We start from the raw sequence: 18,071 nt of genomic DNA on the forward strand, positions 1-18,071 counted from the left end.
AAAAGCCCCCACAGATGGTGGGGGCTTTTTTGTTGCGACAAATACAGTTAAGTGAGACTAGGCCTGTAATGTCATATCTATGAAAACCCGCATTAAAATAGACCAAGTAATTGAATGAGGGGATAAAAGTTTGTCAATGCTGATAAAAACCCAGCGAACGCATCATTTCCGCGGTTATACGTATGATACGGATTCTCAATTTTAGACAATATTTTACTTATAAATTGCATTATATCAATGCAATCTAAGCTATTAGGGCGTTAATAGCTTTGGGCAAATGTGCTGGGAATGGGCAATACAGGGGTGAGCCCGGGTTTCATAGCCGGGAAAATTGTCACTGTGTAAGCGAGAAAGGTTTTGTTTATAAGTTGATCACACCTTTAAGTTGGGCGAAGAATTCATCTTTCTTGCGGGAAGAGATGGGAATATTCTTCTGATCGGTCATGACAACGGCGGTACCGAGGCCTTTGATGATCTTGACGATATGGTGAATATTGATCAGGAATGACTTATGTACTCTATAGAAACCTTTGTCAGACAGCATTTCTTCGTATTCCTTCAATGATTTGGAGATGAGATGGGATACGTTATTGATTAGCTGGATTTTGGTATAACTATCGAAGGCCTCGCAGTAGATGATATCCTTGAGGTCGATCACATTATAGCCGTCGTTGACAGGTATTACAATTTTAGAGAATGCGTTATCATTGTTCTTTACATAGTCTTTAAGAATGGAGGCTAGTTCATTGAGCCTGCCTTTCTTACTTTTCTTTACTTTTTCCAGTGCGTCTTCTACTTCGCTTACCTTGATCGGTTTGAGCAGGTAATCTAAAGCGGCAAATTTAATTGCCTGTAGGGCGTATTCCTGGAAAGCGGTGATGAAGATCACTTCAAAGTTCAGTACCGGAAACATTTCCAAGAGCTGAAATCCATTGTGTGGAGGCATTTCGATATCCAAAAACAGCACGTCGATGGGGTTGTTTTTGATCATCTCCGCCGCCTCATGGATATTCTGCGCCTCGCCAACTACTGTAACGTCTTTACAATAGTTCTCGAGGATATTTCGCAAAATATGGATGTTGCGGACTTCATCGTCTACAATCGCAGCTTTAATATTACTCATAACATCTTAACAATGGGAATCAGGATTTCGACAAGTGTACCTTCCTTGTTTCCGAAACCAGAATTAAATTTATCAATAATTTCTAACTTTCCAACACTACCATTAAAAGATTTTATAATCTGCAATCTTTCTTTAATGACGCTCAGTGCGGTGGATTCATGTTTGATGAGGCGGCCACTTTTAAGGCTATTGGAACGTTCCCAGCCTATGCCATCGTCATCGACGGAACAATATAATAAATCGCCCGCCATTTCCAGTCTTATTTCCAGATGGCCGGCACTTGTTTTAGGCGCCAGGCCGTGTTTGATAGCATTTTCCACGATCGGTTGAATGATCATTGGGGGAATATAGATCGTATAATCCTTTATCGCATCTTCCAGTGCGAAGTGGTAAGTAAAGGAATGTGCAAAACGAATCTTTTCCAATTCCAGGTATCGTGTCAGGAATGCAATCTCTTCCTCCAAAGATATGTACGATTTCCGGGAATTATTGAGCATTTGTCTCATGAGCGTGGCAAAGTCGGCCAGGAAGTTGAGTGCTTGTTTTTCTTCTTTTTCCAGGATGAGGTGTTGCACGGAATTCAAAGAATTGAAGATAAAGTGCGGATTCATCTGGTTGGTCAGCGCTTTTGCTTCCAGCTCTGCGATACGTCTGTTATATTCTGTTTTTCTCTTTTCTCCCTGTTTTATGCGGCGGACGATATAGCGCAATATGGCTAGTATAGCCAGCAATACGATAACGATCAATATGCCCCTGGCCCACCATTCCTGGTACCATTGCGGTAATATGTTGACGGTAATGCTGACGGGCTTACTCCAGTCGCTTTTGTATTTACGGGCTCTGATGAGGAGTTTATAGCTACCTGGTTGTAGATCCGGGAAGGGGATGATATTGCTGCGGGTGATCTGCCAGCCGCTGGTGGTATCGCTGGAAAAGTTATACTGGTATTCGACCAGGTCGGGCAGGTCGAAAGCGATAGCGCCGAATTCTACTTCAAAGGAAGCCTTCCGTTTATAGAGCAGGGAGTACTGGCGCAGTGGCAGGTAGGTGCTGTCGCCATACCTGATGGTGTTGAGATATACTGCGGGCGGTATGGTATCTACGGGAATGTTATTATCCCGGAAGTAACATAGTCCGTTGGAGGTAGCGATATAAAGCATACCACGCTGATAGTAGATGCTACGGATATCGTCCGACATCAGCCCATCGTTGGAGGTGATATTGCGTTGTATGGTCTGGTCTTTTACGTTGATGATGGAAACACCTTTGTTTGTAGCTACGTACAGGTGTCCAATCCCGTCGTAATAAAGTTGTTGGCAGATATCGCTGGCCAGATTGGCGGCTGAGCCGATGTGTTTGACTACTTCGTTGTTGCGTACCAGGTAGATACCCTGATCGCTGGTACCGATCCAGAGGTATCCATCTATCCATTTAAGATCTTTAATACTTTGCCGGAGTCTGGGATCTGTACCTTTAGGGAATAGCTGGCGATTGCCATCGGTACCATGGAATAGTCCGATGTTGGTACCTACGTAGTAGGTGCTATCGTCGACTGTAGCGATGGAAGTGATCAGTGGCTCCAGGTCGCCTATAGTGTAGCTGTTCTTATCATCAAGCAGCCATACCTGGTCTTTGGTAGCGACTCTGATTTTACCACCCGGCGTCAGGGATACGTCTTTTAACGTTCGCATTGCCTGCAGGAGCCGGACTTTTTGCTGTATTGTATTATAGACATAGAGGCCATTATCTGCCCCGATCAATAATTCATTCTCTTTATAGGGAAGTATACTGAGTATGCTATTGCGGCCACTGCTGGTATCGAGGTCATACTGGCGTATCCTGCCTTCAGAGTCCATTGTATTAAGTACGCCGGCGCTTTGTCCTATTAGCAGGAGGCCTGTTGAGAGGTCTTTAGCGATACTGAAGATGGAGTGGGAATACAGTCCGTTGGTATTATCGAGATAGCTGAAGTAAAAATTTTTGAAGGGGATGTTATATACGCCATCTCCGAAGGTCGTGATCCATATATTACCATCTTTGTCTTTGAGCAGGGAGGTGATATAGTGGTTCTCGAGTAGTTTCATCACTTTCCGTTCTCCCCGGAAGTAGTCTTTTACGTAATAGAGTCCGCGTTGTGTACCCAACCAGAGATTATCGTTTTCTATGCAGACGGTGCCTATTTCTTCGGTGATGCCGAAGTCCCTGCCATTAAAGAAACAGACCATATCGCTTACGGTGTAGGAGTACAGACTGTTTTTGAGTATGAGGATAGGATTTTGTTTGACGCGGGCGCCGAAGGCTTCATCATCCAGGTGATAGGGGCATTCGGGGAAGATGCGTTGTTCGGGGTTATTGCCATCCCGCAGGGTATTTACAACAAAGCTGGCCTGGAGGCGGCGGAAGATATGTTCATTCCGGAGGAAGTAATATACGTCGCCCGGCATGTTACGTAGTTTGTCGTAGAAAATTTTTTTCCCATTGTACTGAATGACGCGGCTATCTGTATTGAGGAACCAGGTAGATCCTGCGAGGTCTTCGAATGCCAGTTGAAAGTATTGGCCGCGACTGTTATATTGCAGGGTGGTATCGTTTTCTTCTGTGTGGATGATGAAGTTGTTGTAGAAAGACGGTTTACCATTGAGCGTAAAGAACCAGATACGGCCTTTTGAGTCGGCGGCGAGTTTGATAACATCGTTATCGGTGAGTCCATCCCGTTTACTAAAGTTGCGAAAGCGTTTACCATCGAATTTGCTTACACCGGTGGGGGTTGAGAACCAGATAAAGCCGTTTTTGTCTTGTACGGCCGAGTAGACGGTCGCGTTGGCCAGCCCGTCTTTCACATTATAGTTATGTATCATCAATCCCTGGCCGGATACGGCATGGTGTATACAAAGCAGAGACAGGATACATAACAATATGTAGCGGGCGCTGTGCATCAGCTAAATTTAGTTAATAATTAAGAATGAGCAATTTAATAATTCATGTTGGGCCAGGCGGGATAAACGTTTTTCATTTTCATCACTGTAAGTCTCTCCTCTATGCATTGGTTGTTTGATCCGGCATTGAGCACCGTTAGATATAAAAAGTAACGGCCGGCGCCTTACCCTGGGGCTTCCAGGGCAAAAAGCCGGCCGATTTATTCGTTGGTCGATGTTTGAGCGGCGATGGTTGTATTAGTATGCGCGTGCAAACAGTACTCTTTGTTTGGAATGTTTTCCGGTCAGGATACAAACACCATCTTCCAGCGGGTTGTCCAGCGGGATACAGCGGATGGTGGCTTTTGTACGTTCTTTGATCTCCGCTTCTGTTTCGGCAGTACCATCCCAGTGAGCGGAAACGAAGCCACTTTTTCCGTCCAGTACTTTTACAAATTCTTCGAAGGAATCTACTTTGGTAATATGTTCATCGCGGAAGGTTTTAGCCTTATTGAACATATTTTGTTGTATTTCTTCGAGGAGGTCTTTGATACTGTTGGCCAGGTTATCCAGTGAAAAGCTTTGTTTTTCTTTGGTATCGCGGCGGGCTACTTCTGCCACATTGTTTTCCAGATCGCGGGCGCCGATGGCGATGCGAACGGGTACCCCTTTCATTTCATACTCTGCAAATTTCCACCCTGGGCGGTTATTATCGCTGTCATCGTATTTTACGCTGATGCCGAGGGCTTTCAGTTCTTTTATGATGGAGTGGATACGGTCGTCGAGTTTTGCTTTTTGTTCTTCTCCTTTAAAGATAGGCACGATCACCACCTGGAGGGGGGCGATGCGGGGAGGTAGTACGAGGCCTTCATCGTCGCTGTGTGCCATTACGAGCGCGCCGATGAGGCGGGTAGATACGCCCCAGGAGGTAGCCCATACATATTCCAGTTTGTTTTCTTTGTTGGAGAACTGTACATCAAAAGCTTTAGCGAAGTTTTGTCCGAGGAAGTGGGAGGTACCTGCCTGTAAAGCTTTACCATCCTGCATGAGCGCTTCGATACAGTAAGTATCTACTGCACCTGCAAAACGCTCAGATGCGGATTTCACCCCTTTAACTACGGGCAGGGCCATATAGTTTTCGGCGAAATCGGCATATACGTCCAGCATTTGTTTGGTTTCTGCGATTGCTTCATCTGCGGTGGCATGGGCGGTATGACCTTCCTGCCAGAGGAATTCTGCTGTACGGAGAAAGAGACGAGTACGCATTTCCCATCTTACTACGTTGGCCCATTGGTTGATGAGCAACGGCAGGTCCCGATAAGATTGTATCCAGTCCTTATATGTATTCCAGATAATGGTTTCGGAGGTAGGGCGAACGATAAGTTCTTCTTCCAGTTTGGCTTCCGGGTCTACTACGACGCCGGCGCCACCAGGATCATTTTTGAGGCGGTAGTGTGTGACTACGGCGCATTCTTTGGCGAAGCCTTCTACGTGAGCGGCTTCTTTGCTGAGGAAACTTTTGGGGATGAATAACGGGAAGTAGGCATTCTGATGACCGGTTTCTTTGAATTTGCGGTCCAGTACGTCGCGCATCCCTTCCCATAGCCCGAATCCGTAGGGTTTGATCACCATACAGCCTTTAACGGCGGAGTAGTCTGCCAGGCCACCTTTGAGGATCAGGTCATTATACCATTTTGAATAGTCATCTGAACGGGCTGTAATTTCTTTACTCATAAAACTGCGATGTTTGGAGGTCAGCAGTGCCATTGCCCACCACCTTTAGTATAATAATTGGCTTAATTTTTGTGTTAATATTAAAAGGAAAAATGCTACAAACCTACACGAAAATCAGGAACGGACAAATACTTTGTGAAAATATATGGGTCCCTATCGCCGTTAAATAAATTGGTACTATCAGCAAAAAAAATGGAAGTTATTGCCAGGTTGACTCAGGTGAACGTTCTGGATAGTATATGACCGTTCATCTTTTTAACAGTGTTTAACAGTGCTAATCCTTGTGATATTGTAACATTATCGCAGATTTGACGTTAAAAAATAGTAAATTTACTACAGAATTTCAGGCATAAAATACCTATCAAATGAAATCAACATTATATACCGCAGTGGCTGCTTTGCTGATTTTCAGCAGCTGTACTACTGCCTATCAGACCGCCAGGACGCCGGATGATGTGTATTACTCTCCGCGTTCCGAGCGCACCTATGCCTCCAACAATAACAGGGACGGAAATTACTATCAACAGGATGGCCGTGTCGTGCAGGGCACAGATGACGACAGTAATTATGTGACCTATGATGATGGAGAGAAGGGAGACTATGCTCGTCGTATTGAGCGTTTCAGGAATCCATATAACGGTTCCTATTATGATGATGGCTATGCTGGTTCTCCGAATATTTACATGAACAATTATTATGGTTCAGGTTTCGGTGGCAGTGGTTTAGGCCTTGGCTTCGGTTGGGGCAGTGGCTGGGGGTCTCCTTGGTATAATAGCTGGGGTCCTTCTATCAGCTTAGGGTTCAACTGGGGTTGGGGTAGTGGTTTTTACCGTCCCTGGTATGATCCGTGGTACGGCGGTGGCTGGTATGGTGGTGGCTGGGGGAGTCCCTGGTATCCACACGCCTGGGGTGGCGGCGGTTGGGGTTACCCCGGATGGGGTGGCTGGCATGGTGGTCCTGTTTATATCGTGAACACACCGCCCAGACGTACCCGCGGCTCTTACAGTGGTAATGATTATCCCGCTCCCCGCAGGAGCTTTGGAGATAGTGGTCCTATCGGCAATGGTGGCAATAATGGTGGTTACCGTCCCCGCAGAGTATTTGCAGAAGAGAATGGCGGCGGTGTTAACAATCCTGGTGGCCGTACTTATACGCCTGGTAACAACGGATACCAACCGAGAAGAGTATTCAATTCTGCGCCCAGCGAGCGCCCTGTGATCGGCAATCAGCCAAGTAACAATGGCGGATTCCAGCCAAGAAGGGTGTTTCAGGAGACTAGCAGACCACAGCCTCAAATGCAGCAACCACAAAGAAGTTATTCACCCTCCTACTCTCCCAGCCCGTCATCAGGTGGTGGTGGTGGTGGTGGTTCCAGAGGAGGAGCCGGCAGAACTCGCGGATAAACACATGCTTTTATCAAAAGATACCCTGGCATCACACCAGGGTATTTTTTAGTCCTATATTTTTTTGTTTCGAGCGGATGATTCCACTATCTAATTTTAAATGACTGTTACGATGATCAGGAAAATTGCATTTACGATTGCAATAACGGGAACATGCATTGCAGCAAATGCCCAAAACATAGGAGACGCACTCCGGTACAGCCAACAGGAACCGGGGGGTTCTGCCCGCGCTCAGGCGATCGGTGGCGCTTTAGGTTCGTTGGGAGGAGAATATTCCAGCATGTTTGTCAATCCGGCCGGTGTGGCCTTTTTCAAAACCAGTGAAGCAGCGGTAACTTTTGGTTTCCGCAACAGCGATGTGAAGAGCAACTACCTAGGGTCTTCCGGGAGTGATAATAAGGGTCGCTTATTTATCAACAGTGGTGCACTCATATTTGGCGGCAATAAGGTGTCTTATGGATTAGGTATCAATCGTACTGCCAACTACAACCAGAATGTTTACTACCAGGGTGTGAACAATAAATCTTCGTATTCGGATAACTACATTATCCAGCTATCCAAAGAGAAAATACTTCCTTCTTACCTGGAAAGCCAACAACAACAGCAAAACGGAGAGTTCAGGCATGGACCACAGGAGGCTTACTTTACCTATCTGCTCAATCCTCAGGTTGACGGTGCCGGTAATCCAAACGGATTATGGGAAAGTATTGTACCAGTAGATAATGGTATCCGCCAGGAAAATACGATCTCTACCCGTGGAGGTAGTGATGAATTGTCTTTTGCCTTAGGGGGGAATTTTAGTGATAAGTTTTATTTAGGAGGTAGCTTAAATACTCCTATCATTAAATATGAAAGTGTACGTTCCTTCCGGGAGACAAACATTAACCAACCTGGCAGTCCGCTCAATTACTTTGAAGCAAAGGAAAACCTGCGTACAGAAGGATTTGGGTTCAATGCCAAGATAGGTGCTATTTTCAAACCCGTTGCACCTTTACGTTTAGGGGTGAATGTGCAGACGCCTTCCTGGATATCTTTTACAGATACCTATACTACTACTATTACCACTTCTACTACGACCAAAGGTGTACAGATCGCTTCTTCTACTGAATTTGCCAATGGTGTTGCAGACGAGTCCAAATACAATATCACGACTCCCTGGAAAGGCGGTGCAAGTGCTACTTACATATTTGGCAATCCAACCGGAGATCCGTCAAAACCTACGGGTTTCCTGACTGCTGACTATGAGTTTGTGAACTACTCCAGTATGAAAATGCGCATCCGGAATGGCGGTAGTGATGATAAACCTCAAAGTGACACCAGGAACCAGGCTATTAAAAATACGTATACAACTGCGTCCAACTTCCGTGTGGGTGCTGAGCTTAAGTTGAATGTATTTGCTATCCGTGCAGGGTTCGCTAACTATGGTAATCCCTTTAAAGAGAAATCACTGGGAAGCAGCCGTAATTACTACAGCGGCGGTCTGGGATACCGTAATAAAGGAGTCTTTGTGGACCTGGCAGTAACTTTCAGCAATAACGACCGTCTGGATCAACCGTATATAGTTGAAAGTAATCCGCAGAATATTCAGTCACCGGCACCTGCTACCCTAAAGGTGAATAACACCAGCGCTGCACTAACTGTCGGATTTAAGTTTTAAGTATCTTATAAACATATCTATTGATAGCTCCGGGAAATAATTCCGGAGCTTTTTTTTGCCTTGTATCCCGTCTAATAAATAAATACCTTGAGGAGCTTATATATATTCAAACGATGGAATCATATAACTTTTCGCGGATAGCGGCCGGTGTGTGGAAATGGGGGGAATGGGGGCACCGTTTGTCGACTGCGCAGATACAGGAACTGATAGAAGTAAGTATAGGTGTGGGCATTACCAGCTTTGACCATGCTGACATTTATGGACACTACACTGACGAAGCAGCCTTTGGTGTGGTGTTGGCCCGACAGCCCTCCTTACGTCAGCAAATGCAACTGGTGACCAAGTGTGGCATACAGTTGGTAACGCCTAACCGCCCGTCACATAAAGTACATAGTTACAATACCAGCCGGGAACATATCGTTCAATCGGCGGAAACGTCGCTACGTAATCTTCATACGGATGTACTAGATCTTTTGCTGATACATCGTCCGGATCCTTTGATGGACCCGGATGAGATAGCTGAAGCATTTGATGCATTACGTCAGCAGGGGAAGGTCAAACACTTTGGCGTATCAAATTTTACACCTTCCCAGTTTACGCTGTTGCAATCACGTACACCGCTGGTTACCAACCAGGTCGAAGCATCGCTGTTACGGCGGGAACCTTTCCTGGATGGTACTTTCGACCAATGCATTACACATCGTATACAGCCGATGGTATGGTCTCCACTGGGAAGCGGGCGCATATTCACTGCTCCGGATGATCCGCAGGTGCTGCGTATACATGCAGCAGCGCAGCCGTTGTGTGAGCAATACCAGGTGAGCCTGGATCAACTGCTGCTGGCCTGGCTGTTAAAACACCCATCCCGGCTTATCCCGGTATTGGGCACCGCTCAACCGGCCCGTATACAAGCGGCAGCAGCGGCGTTATCTATTACGCTGACACGTGAGGAATGGTTTACCCTGTGGGTAGCTGCTGCCGGTGAGGATATTCCTTAATGTGACCGATCAGCGAGCGACTGCCACCTACGCCACCGCCGATGAAGTTACCTATCCAGGACGCTGTGGTCAGTTCGTTGTAGGAGTAAGCCCAGGGTAAAACTCTTGGTGTTCAAAAATAAAGGGTTAATTGGCTGGCAAATTAAACCGGTGGCTATTGTCCCGGCAGCGGTCGCTATACTTTATATATACTTAACCGTTATTGATCATATCTTGTACCCTATGGAGTATCTGCTGTGTTTCTCTCGCATCAAACCATTGTATGGCGGGGTCTTTGCGGAACCAGGTCAGTTGTCTCTTTGCATATTGACGGGTATGGGTCTTTATATCTGTGACGGCCTGTTCAAGCGTAGAATTGCCATCGAGGTAGCTGAATATCTCCTGATATCCTACGGTCTGCAGGGCGTTGTGGGAGCGGAATGGTAATACGTTGCGTACTTCGTCGACCAGGCCGGCGTTTATCATGAGGTCTACACGATGATGGATGTTTTGATGCAGTAATTCTTTAGGTAATGTGATACCGATCTTAATGATACGGAAATCCCTATCTCTGGGGCTGGCTTTGCGGAAGGTGGTGATGGACTGGCCGGTAGCTTCGAGTATTTCCAGTGCCCGTATGAGGCGTTGAGGATTCTGTGTTTCTGCGATGTTGTAGAACTGTGGGTCCCGCTGTTGCAATTGTTGTTGCAGCCAGCCAATTCCAAGTTCATTATATTGTATGTTGATAGCTTCTCTGATACCCGGAGGGACAGCGGGCATATCGTCCATTCCTTCTGTAAAAGCTTTGATATATAGGCCAGTGCCACCGCACATGATAGCTACATTGTGGCTGGCGAATATTTCGGCCGTGTATTGCAAGGCTAGTTTTTCGTATATACCTGCATTGATCTCTTCCTGAATGGAATGAGAGTTGATGAAGTAATGTTTAGCTGCCTGTAGCTCTTCCGGAGCAGGTTTGGCGGTGCCGATACTGATCTCCCGGTAGCATTGCCGGGAGTCTGCGGAGATCACGGCGGTATTGAACAGCTGCGCCAGTTTGATGGCCAGTGCGGTTTTGCCGGAGGCAGTAGGGCCTGCCAGGATGATCACAGTTTTCTGCATATTCTTCTAAATGAAGAAAGAGAAAAGTGTTTCCTTTTCTCTTTCCCAGACCTTTTGCGGGGTCATTATTAAGCTGGAAATTTTAGTACATGCTATCGTCGTCAGCGCCGGTATCTTCTCCTCCTTCATCGCTGCTGCTTCCTTCTTCGCCTTCTTCTCCGAATCCGTCCTCGTCCATTCCTTCTTTATTGAGATCATATTTCTCTTCCATTTCGACGAGTTTGTCGGCCACGAGCCCTTTGGTACCATATTGGCTGGGGGCCAGTCCTTCTTTGCGTGCGCAGAGCGGGTAGGTTAATTTGGCGTTCTCGTCTTTAGATACACCGATCAGTTCTACGAGGAATGTCCAGTTTTTGGCAAAGTCGTAGAGGTAGATAAATTTCTGATTGGGGTCTTTCACCGCGGCAGCGATGGCTGTTTCTCCCATGAGCAGCGGTTCGGCTTTGCGTACTTGTCCGTCTTTTTCTAGTATGATCTCGCGGCCCCGTTGCCAGTTGTCGTTGCTACGGAAAAAGGTGGCTTTATGTTTATTGTCGAATTCAAATGATTGCAAGATGGCTTGATGAAATAGAAGAAAAGTCTGGTTAGGTTTAATGGCGATATCCCTATAGACACTTTCATCCTCTTCCCAGTAAACTCTGAATTTCAAGACTGGCATGACAAAAAAGTTATTTTAATGCTAAATAATTTACGATTTCACTTACCAGGCACCCTCCTCTCTATCTAACTGGTCCTGACTGCTAAGCTATTCAATATTATAAAATTACCGATTTTTATTTAACGGGATTGAATCCCATTTCTTTAGCCTTTTCCAACATGTAGGCGTAAGCGGCGTCGGGGCTATTTGCGATGATACCATCCAGGATTGCTTCCCGGATTGCATTTTTGAGGTCGCCGACGGCTCTGCCTGGCGCCAGTCCGAACGTTTCCATGATGATTTCGCCGGTAACGGGTGGCTGCCAGTTGCGTATACGATCGTTTTCTTCTACTTCTTTGAGGCGCTGTCTTACCAGTTCGAAATTTTCCAGGTAACGTTTTACTTTGGCCTTATTCTTCGAGGTTATATCGGCTTCACAAAGTAACATGAGGCTATCGATATCATCGCCTGCGTCGAACAGGAGGCGACGGATCGCTGAGTCGGTGATATTTTCTTTTGTAAGGCTGATAGGACGCAGGTGCAGTTCTACCAGTTTTTTTACAAATTTCATTTTTTCATGCTGCGGTAGTTTCAGGCGGGCGAATATGCGTGGCACCATCTTCCCTCCTACTGCATCGTGTCCATGGAATGTCCACCCATGGCCTTGTTCAAACCGTTTGGTTGCCGGCTTACCAATATCGTGCAATAATGCAGCCCATCGCAGCCAGAGGTCGTGGGTATTCTTTGATATATTGTCTATTACCTGCAGGGTATGATAAAAATTGTCTTTATGACCTTTTCCATCCTGTGTTTCTACGCCTACCAGGTCTACCATTTGTGGGAAGATGATCTTCAGGAGCCCGGCTTTATAAAGCAGGTCGAGGCCTACAGACGGTACAGGAGAGAGCATAATTTTGTTCAGTTCGTCGGTAATACGTTCCTGGGACACTATCTTGATACGAGCGGCATTCTGGCGGATGGCTTCGAATGCGGCATCGCTGATGTTGAACTGCAGTTGGCAGGCGAACCGGATGGCTCTCATCATGCGCAGGGGATCGTCGCTAAAAGTCTGATCCGGTTGCAGGGGGGTACGGATGAGCTTACGTTCGAGATCGCCGAGGCCATCGAAGGGGTCTACGAGAGCACCATAGTCGGCATCGTTGAGGCTGATAGCCATGGCGTTGATGGTAAAATCTCGGCGTAGCTGGTCATCTTCCAGGGTACCATTTTCCACTGCCGGGTTTCGGGAGTTTTCACGGTAGCTTTCTTTGCGGGCACCGACGAATTCAATTTCCAAGCCATTCCACTTCACTTGGGCGGTGCCGTAGGTTTTAAAGAAGCTGACGGGTACCTCTTCGCCGAAGGCAGCTGCTACCCGGTGGGCCAATGCGATGCCATCTCCTACGCAGACTACATCCATGTCTTTGGTGCGTCTATTGATCAGCTTATCGCGTACGAAGCCCCCTATCAGGTAACAGGGTACTCCCAGCTCTTGTGCTGACAGTGCGATCTGTTCCAGTATTTTACGCTCCTGAAGGGTGCAGGGTATGTCTATAGGCTTTCTGCTGATCATATTCCGAAAATGAGTAAAACCGCAAAAGTAAGGCTTCTACGCTAAAGTCAAAAGGCTCCATTGCTGAAAAGTGGTCATACGCGGCTTTTTTGGCCGTCATGATGGTGTTGTCAGTCTCTAATTATTTCCATTGAACCATCTTTTCTGATCCGGACGATACGGGAAGCTGTGGCGGGTTGCAGATCATTTTGCCGGTGTTGTACGATATAGTCCACCCCTGTCCTTATCGCAAGGCTGACCTCTTTAAAGTTAGCCGGGGAGGGTTCTCCACTGATATTAGCGGAGGTGGATACCAATGGTACGCGTAATCTTTTGATAAGATGGCGGCAGAAAGTGTCTTTCACGATGCGGATGGCAACGCTGCCATCGGTGGCGATGACATTGGGCGCCATGCCCAGTGCTCCTTCGTAGATGATGGTAGTAGGCCGGTCGAAGCTATCGATAATATCAGCGATGGCCGGATCTGGCTGGGAGGTATATTTCACGAGGTCTCTGGCTTCGGCGAGGAGTATGACCAGGCTTTTACTTTCGTGGCGTTTTTTCAGGGCGAAGACCTTTTCTACTGCAGCGGGATTGGTGGCATCGCATCCGATGCCCCAGATAGTATCTGTGGGATAGAGTATTAGTCCTCCGTTGCGTAGTATCTGCAGGCTGGCGGTGATATCCGCTTCAAATTCCATTTCCAAATTGATCATTACTTTATTGGTTCATTACGGACTGGTATACGGCCATCACTCCTTCTGCACAACGTTCTGGTGTGAACTGATGTGCATGTATCCAGCCTTTTTCTTTCATGCCGGTCACCAGCTGCTGATCCTGGAGTAACTGCTGCATGGCGGCGGCCAGGGTCTCTGGACGTAGTGGATCTATGTATATGGCAGCGTCGCCAGCGGTCTCTCCGAAGCAGGAGCCCTGTGAGGTAATAACCGGCGTACGGCTCCAGAGTGCTTCGAGAATGGGAATGCCAAACCCCTCGAATATGGAAGGGTATAACAATGCCTGCGCGCCCTGATACAGTAATGGCAGGGCTGCCTGTGGCAGCCGTGTTTGTTCGTTGAGCCATATGACGTGTTGTTGAAGACCTGCTTCTGTGATGGCTGTCTTAACTTTCTTTTTATACTGTTTTCCATCGCCCAGTACTACGAGCGGGACATCCACCTTTCCTTTGAGCTGTTGCATGGCGTGGACGATGCCCAGGAGGTTCTTCCGTTCTATCACGGAGCCGACATACAGGAAGTAGGTAGCGGGCAGGTGGAAGCGGGTGCGGAAGCCGGCGATCTCATCCTGACTGTGATGGATGCTGAATACCGGGTCGCAGCTTTGGTAGGCGACGGTTATTTTTTCGGCCGGTGTCTTATAAAATGTGATCAAATCTTCTTTGGTCTGTTGGCTGATAGCGATGATCTGATCTGCATGACGGCAAGCGTATATTGCCTTACTGCGATAAGTGCGCACGTCAATAGGATTATATTGGCGTGGGTATCTTTCAAAGATCAGATCGTGCATAGTTACGACACTTTTGACGCCGCTATGTTGTATACCGAAAGGTATTTCATGACTGAGGCCGTGGTAGAGGTCGACCTGTTGTCGTTGCAAATCTTTCACGGCATATTTGCTTCTCCAGGCGCTACGCAGCCATTTGTGCAGCTGTTCGCGGGGAAGCACGACGTGCATGTTATAGTGATCTTCCGGTTTGTAGCGTGTTGTTTGCCTAGGTGTGAACAGGTAGTAGGTATGTTCCGGATAGCGGTTAGCCAAGGCGCTGATCAGCGACCGGCTATAGTTACCTAGCCCGGTAGTGTTCTGAAAGGCACGTTTTGCATCGAAGGCAATTCTCATATTAGTTCGCAGATGGTTGAATAGTATGGTAACACTGTGCGGAGGCCGCATGTGTGTAACAGTTAGGAGGCACCTTCAATATCATTTTACACAGCTTTTAAGACGCAAGATAACTATATAACAATTGACGAATAGGTATTAAGTTTGCAAAAAAACTACAAAATGGATTTACAACAACAAATACAGACCGCATGGAGCGACCGCAACCTGTTGCAGGAGACGCAATATTCCGACGCTGTAAAAGCTGTGATCGAAGCGGTGGATAAAGGACACTTAAGGGTAGCTGAGCCTACAGCCGATGGCTGGAAAGTAAATGAGTGGGTAAAGCAGGCGATCCTGATGTACTTCACGATACAACCGATGGAGACGATCTCTCTATCTCCATTTGAGTTTTATGACAAAATGAAGCTGAAGAATAACTATAAGGACCTGGGTGTTCGCGTAGTGCCGCATGCGATTGCCCGTTATGGTGCTTATATCGCCAAGGGTTCTATTCTGATGCCTTCTTATGTAAACATCGGCGCTTATGTAGATGAGGGTACTATGGTAGATACCTGGGCAACGGTAGGTTCCTGTGCGCAGATCGGCAAACATGTGCACCTGAGTGGTGGTGTAGGTATCGGCGGTGTATTGGAGCCCTTGCAGGCCAGCCCGGTGATCATTGAAGATGGTTGTTTTATCGGTTCCCGTTGTATTGTTGTAGAAGGTGTGATTGTAGAGAAAGAGGCCGTATTAGGTGCTAATGTCGTGCTGACACAGTCTACCAAGATCATTGATGTAAGTGGTCCTGAGCCTGTAGAGTACAAAGGCCGTGTGCCAGCCCGCAGCGTGGTAATTCCTGGTACTTATGCCAAAAAATTCCCTGCCGGCGAGTATAACGTATCTTGTGCTCTGATCATTGGTCAGCGTAAAGCATCTACTGACCTGAAGACCAGTCTGAACGATACCTTGCGTGAATTCAACGTAGCTGTATAAGTGTAAAGGGATGGCTAAAGGGATACTGACATAAAAAAAGTTGCCATTTTCTTTACAAGAATTTGGAATTTTCAAAAAAGTATTTACCTTTGCAATCCCTTAACACGGATGCCCAGATGGCGAAATTGGTAGACGCACTGTGTTCAGGTCGCAGCGTCCGCAAGGATGTGCTGGTTCGAATCCAGTTCTGGGCACCTGAAAAGAAAGGTTTTAAGTTATTTTGTACTTAAAACCTTTTTTATTTTCACCAGGCTTATCTTTTACCCATTGTTATTGATGGCCTGCTAATTGAATGATTGTCTGAACTGCCATGGTGAAATGTTTGTTTTTGCCTCAAAAAGTTTACTGAATGATAAGCTTGTTCAAACCCCTTGTCCGTTCTTGCCACTTTATTCACCCTTTATATATTTTTCTCACATTTCTTTCCCGATATCCTCTCCCATCATTTTGCGCTGATTAATTTCTCCTAATTTACGAACGCAGTAATCCACATATGTATATCTGTTCCTGCTTTCGCCAATACCTAGTTAAACTAAAGAAGACCTTCGGAACATAGCTCCTATGGTCTTCTTTCTCAGTGTACCCATTTTACTTATTGTTTAACCAGTGTGACAGTCATCCGGTCTCCATCGAGGAGGGTATTGGATACATAGTAAGTAAGTTTCTTACAATCATATGCGGAGATGGTAGCACTTAACAGTTCATCCATCGTAATCGTATTATTTTTTACCCGCCAGCCACCGCGGGATGACTCAGAGGCTTCACACCCATCCCTATAGACATACGTTCCATTACTATTTAATAAAAAGGTATTTTGTTTTTCACAGTCATTCATCGTAGCCATCCAATCTACGGCTACAGCATCAGGGCTTTCCTTGTATTCTATAGTGGCAAAGCGGTAAGAACCAGCTATACTTTCTACGGTCAAAGGGCAGTCAACGGGTTTACTTTCTTCTTTATTTTTCTTACAGGCAAACAGGAGGGTGCAAGCGGCCATCAATGCGAAGGTCAGTTTGGTCTTTTTCATATATTTTAAATTGAAACGGCGATAATTTTGTTTGATAGTAGTACCTTTTCCAATGCTTAGGAGGTTGGGTAGAAAAAAAATATTTTTTTTACCCAACCTTTGGGAGAAAATGGAGGTATTATAGCGTGGAAGGATAAAACGAGGCTGTTTAGATAAGCAGCAAAGTCCTTATCCCATAAAAACTGATCTGTTCAAAAGACCTATGAGAAAGTATATAATTTTAATCAGTGTGATTTGTCTCGCTGCCAGTTGTGCCAACCTGAAATTGGCTGTACCCGATTCATTTCAGCGGCAGGCCACTATACAGCATGTTAAGGGAGCAAAGGGTAAAAAGATGTCATTCAGCCAATTTAAGACATCGAAAATAAAACGAGGGATAGGCGTTACTTATCCCGGATGGGGACATGCATATTTCCTGCAAAACCTCTGGTTGAACCAGTTGGGTATTAGTAAAAGCGGTGTCGTAGAAAATCAGAAAGGTAAGTTCCATTATAGTATATCTGATGGGAATAATACCCTGGAAGTGTACGCTCATGAAATGTCTGTTAAGGAGGAAACGGAATACACGCTTCTTAACAGTAATTCCATTTTAAACAATTTCAGTCAGTTGGAGCATTATAAGTATATATTCTCCGCCATTATTAGCGGAGACGCTTCTAAAGTCGGAAAAGACTGGGAGCTGATACTGACCAATGTTTACAACAGAAAGGCAAGCGGAGATAAAAATCCGTTTACCTTCATTGATTCGGGAGATAAGGGAATGGCCACTAATGGAACAGATACTATTTATATAAAGCCGCTCGACGTAAAGCAAAAAATATCCAATGACGGAAAGACTAAAAAATTGCTGTTTAAATTATTGGCAGGATACGAGCTTAGTACTTCGGGAGGGGTGATTGCGGTAGTGGATTTAATAAGTAAGGACTTATGGTTTTATAATGAACTGGATGCTTCAGAGCGGCTGGCAGTAAGTGCTATTTCGACGGCTATATTCGCGAGAAGGATTCACGATCATGGTTGGTAATAGCTTAGGATAATTGCTTTAATAATATTAGCACTGGCAGCGCATTGTAAATTATCGAAAAACTG

14 protein-coding genes and 1 tRNA gene are annotated in these 18,071 nt (G+C 46.1%); 6 read left to right on the forward strand and 9 right to left on the reverse strand.

What is annotated here, in order from left to right; translation table 11 throughout:
- Positions 1-361: 361 nt before the first annotated feature.
- The 3 genes from KTO58_RS14875 to proS all read right to left on the reverse strand — a co-directional run bounded on the left by KTO58_RS14875 (position 362) and on the right by proS (position 5,772).
- A complete protein-coding gene (locus KTO58_RS14875) occupies positions 362-1,123 on the reverse strand; it encodes a LytR/AlgR family response regulator transcription factor (protein ID WP_095838609.1) in 762 nt (253 codons plus the stop codon).
- The gene (locus tag KTO58_RS14880; RefSeq protein WP_095838608.1) at positions 1,120-4,059 is read right to left on the reverse strand and encodes a sensor histidine kinase; all 2,940 of its coding nucleotides are present in this window, start codon (positions 4,057-4,059) and stop codon (positions 1,120-1,122) included. The genes KTO58_RS14875 and KTO58_RS14880 overlap by 4 nt, the downstream gene beginning before the upstream one ends.
- Positions 4,060-4,296: 237 nt before the next feature.
- Entirely contained in the window at positions 4,297-5,772 is a 1,476-nt protein-coding gene (proS, locus tag KTO58_RS14885; protein WP_095841554.1) for a proline--tRNA ligase, read from the reverse strand.
- Positions 5,773-6,137: 365 nt separating this feature from the next.
- Here proS and KTO58_RS14890 point away from each other — a divergent pair, with 365 nt between their 5' ends.
- From KTO58_RS14890 to KTO58_RS14900, 3 genes are all read left to right on the forward strand, one after another.
- Positions 6,138-7,175 (forward strand): hypothetical protein, encoded by a 1,038-nt coding sequence (locus KTO58_RS14890; protein ID WP_095838607.1) that lies wholly within the window; start codon positions 6,138-6,140, stop codon positions 7,173-7,175.
- A 112-nt stretch (positions 7,176-7,287) separates the two neighbouring features.
- Positions 7,288-8,832, forward strand: a complete 1,545-nt coding sequence (locus KTO58_RS14895) for an OmpP1/FadL family transporter (protein ID WP_157752935.1) — start codon at positions 7,288-7,290, stop codon at positions 8,830-8,832.
- 113 nt (positions 8,833-8,945) lie between these two features.
- A complete protein-coding gene (locus KTO58_RS14900; RefSeq protein WP_095838605.1) occupies positions 8,946-9,830 on the forward strand; it encodes an aldo/keto reductase in 885 nt (294 codons plus the stop codon).
- Between the two features lie 192 nt (positions 9,831-10,022).
- On the opposite strand, the gene miaA is transcribed toward KTO58_RS14900, so the two are convergent.
- The 5 genes from miaA to KTO58_RS14925 form a co-directional block, all read right to left on the reverse strand.
- Entirely contained in the window at positions 10,023-10,931 is a 909-nt protein-coding gene (gene miaA / locus KTO58_RS14905) for a tRNA (adenosine(37)-N6)-dimethylallyltransferase MiaA (RefSeq protein ID WP_095838604.1), read from the reverse strand.
- An 82-nt stretch (positions 10,932-11,013) separates the two neighbouring features.
- The gene (locus tag KTO58_RS14910) at positions 11,014-11,589 is read right to left on the reverse strand and encodes an IS1096 element passenger TnpR family protein (RefSeq protein ID WP_095838603.1); all 576 of its coding nucleotides are present in this window, start codon (positions 11,587-11,589) and stop codon (positions 11,014-11,016) included.
- 115 nt (positions 11,590-11,704) lie between these two features.
- A complete protein-coding gene (locus tag KTO58_RS14915; RefSeq protein ID WP_095838602.1) occupies positions 11,705-13,141 on the reverse strand; it encodes a CCA tRNA nucleotidyltransferase in 1,437 nt (478 codons plus the stop codon).
- Positions 13,142-13,251: 110 nt separating this feature from the next.
- Complete coding sequence (locus tag KTO58_RS14920) at positions 13,252-13,836, reverse strand: L-threonylcarbamoyladenylate synthase (protein ID WP_225859760.1); 585 nt, start codon at positions 13,834-13,836, stop codon at positions 13,252-13,254.
- A gap of 4 nt (positions 13,837-13,840) precedes the next feature.
- On the reverse strand, positions 13,841-14,980 hold the full coding sequence (locus KTO58_RS14925) for a glycosyltransferase family 4 protein (RefSeq protein ID WP_095838601.1): 1,140 nt from the start codon (positions 14,978-14,980) through the stop codon (positions 13,841-13,843).
- 162 nt (positions 14,981-15,142) lie between these two features.
- Between KTO58_RS14925 and KTO58_RS14930 the strand changes: the two genes are divergently transcribed.
- Both KTO58_RS14930 and KTO58_RS14935 read left to right on the forward strand, forming a co-directional pair.
- Positions 15,143-15,955 (forward strand): 2,3,4,5-tetrahydropyridine-2,6-dicarboxylate N-succinyltransferase, encoded by an 813-nt coding sequence (locus KTO58_RS14930; RefSeq protein WP_225859761.1) that lies wholly within the window; start codon positions 15,143-15,145, stop codon positions 15,953-15,955.
- A 110-nt stretch (positions 15,956-16,065) separates the two neighbouring features.
- Positions 16,066-16,149, forward strand: a tRNA-Leu gene (locus tag KTO58_RS14935).
- Positions 16,150-16,547: 398 nt separating this feature from the next.
- Here KTO58_RS14935 and KTO58_RS14940 read toward each other — a convergent pair.
- Positions 16,548-16,982, reverse strand: coding sequence for a lipocalin family protein (locus tag KTO58_RS14940; protein WP_157752934.1), 435 nt, complete (start codon positions 16,980-16,982; stop codon positions 16,548-16,550).
- A gap of 334 nt (positions 16,983-17,316) precedes the next feature.
- Between KTO58_RS14940 and KTO58_RS14945 the strand changes: the two genes are divergently transcribed.
- The gene (locus KTO58_RS14945; RefSeq protein ID WP_157752933.1) at positions 17,317-18,006 is read left to right on the forward strand and encodes a hypothetical protein; all 690 of its coding nucleotides are present in this window, start codon (positions 17,317-17,319) and stop codon (positions 18,004-18,006) included.
- Positions 18,007-18,071: the final 65 nt, after the last annotated feature.

The sequence above is a fragment of the Chitinophaga pendula genome (assembly GCF_020386615.1).
GTDB classification, from domain to species: domain Bacteria; phylum Bacteroidota; class Bacteroidia; order Chitinophagales; family Chitinophagaceae; genus Chitinophaga; species Chitinophaga pendula.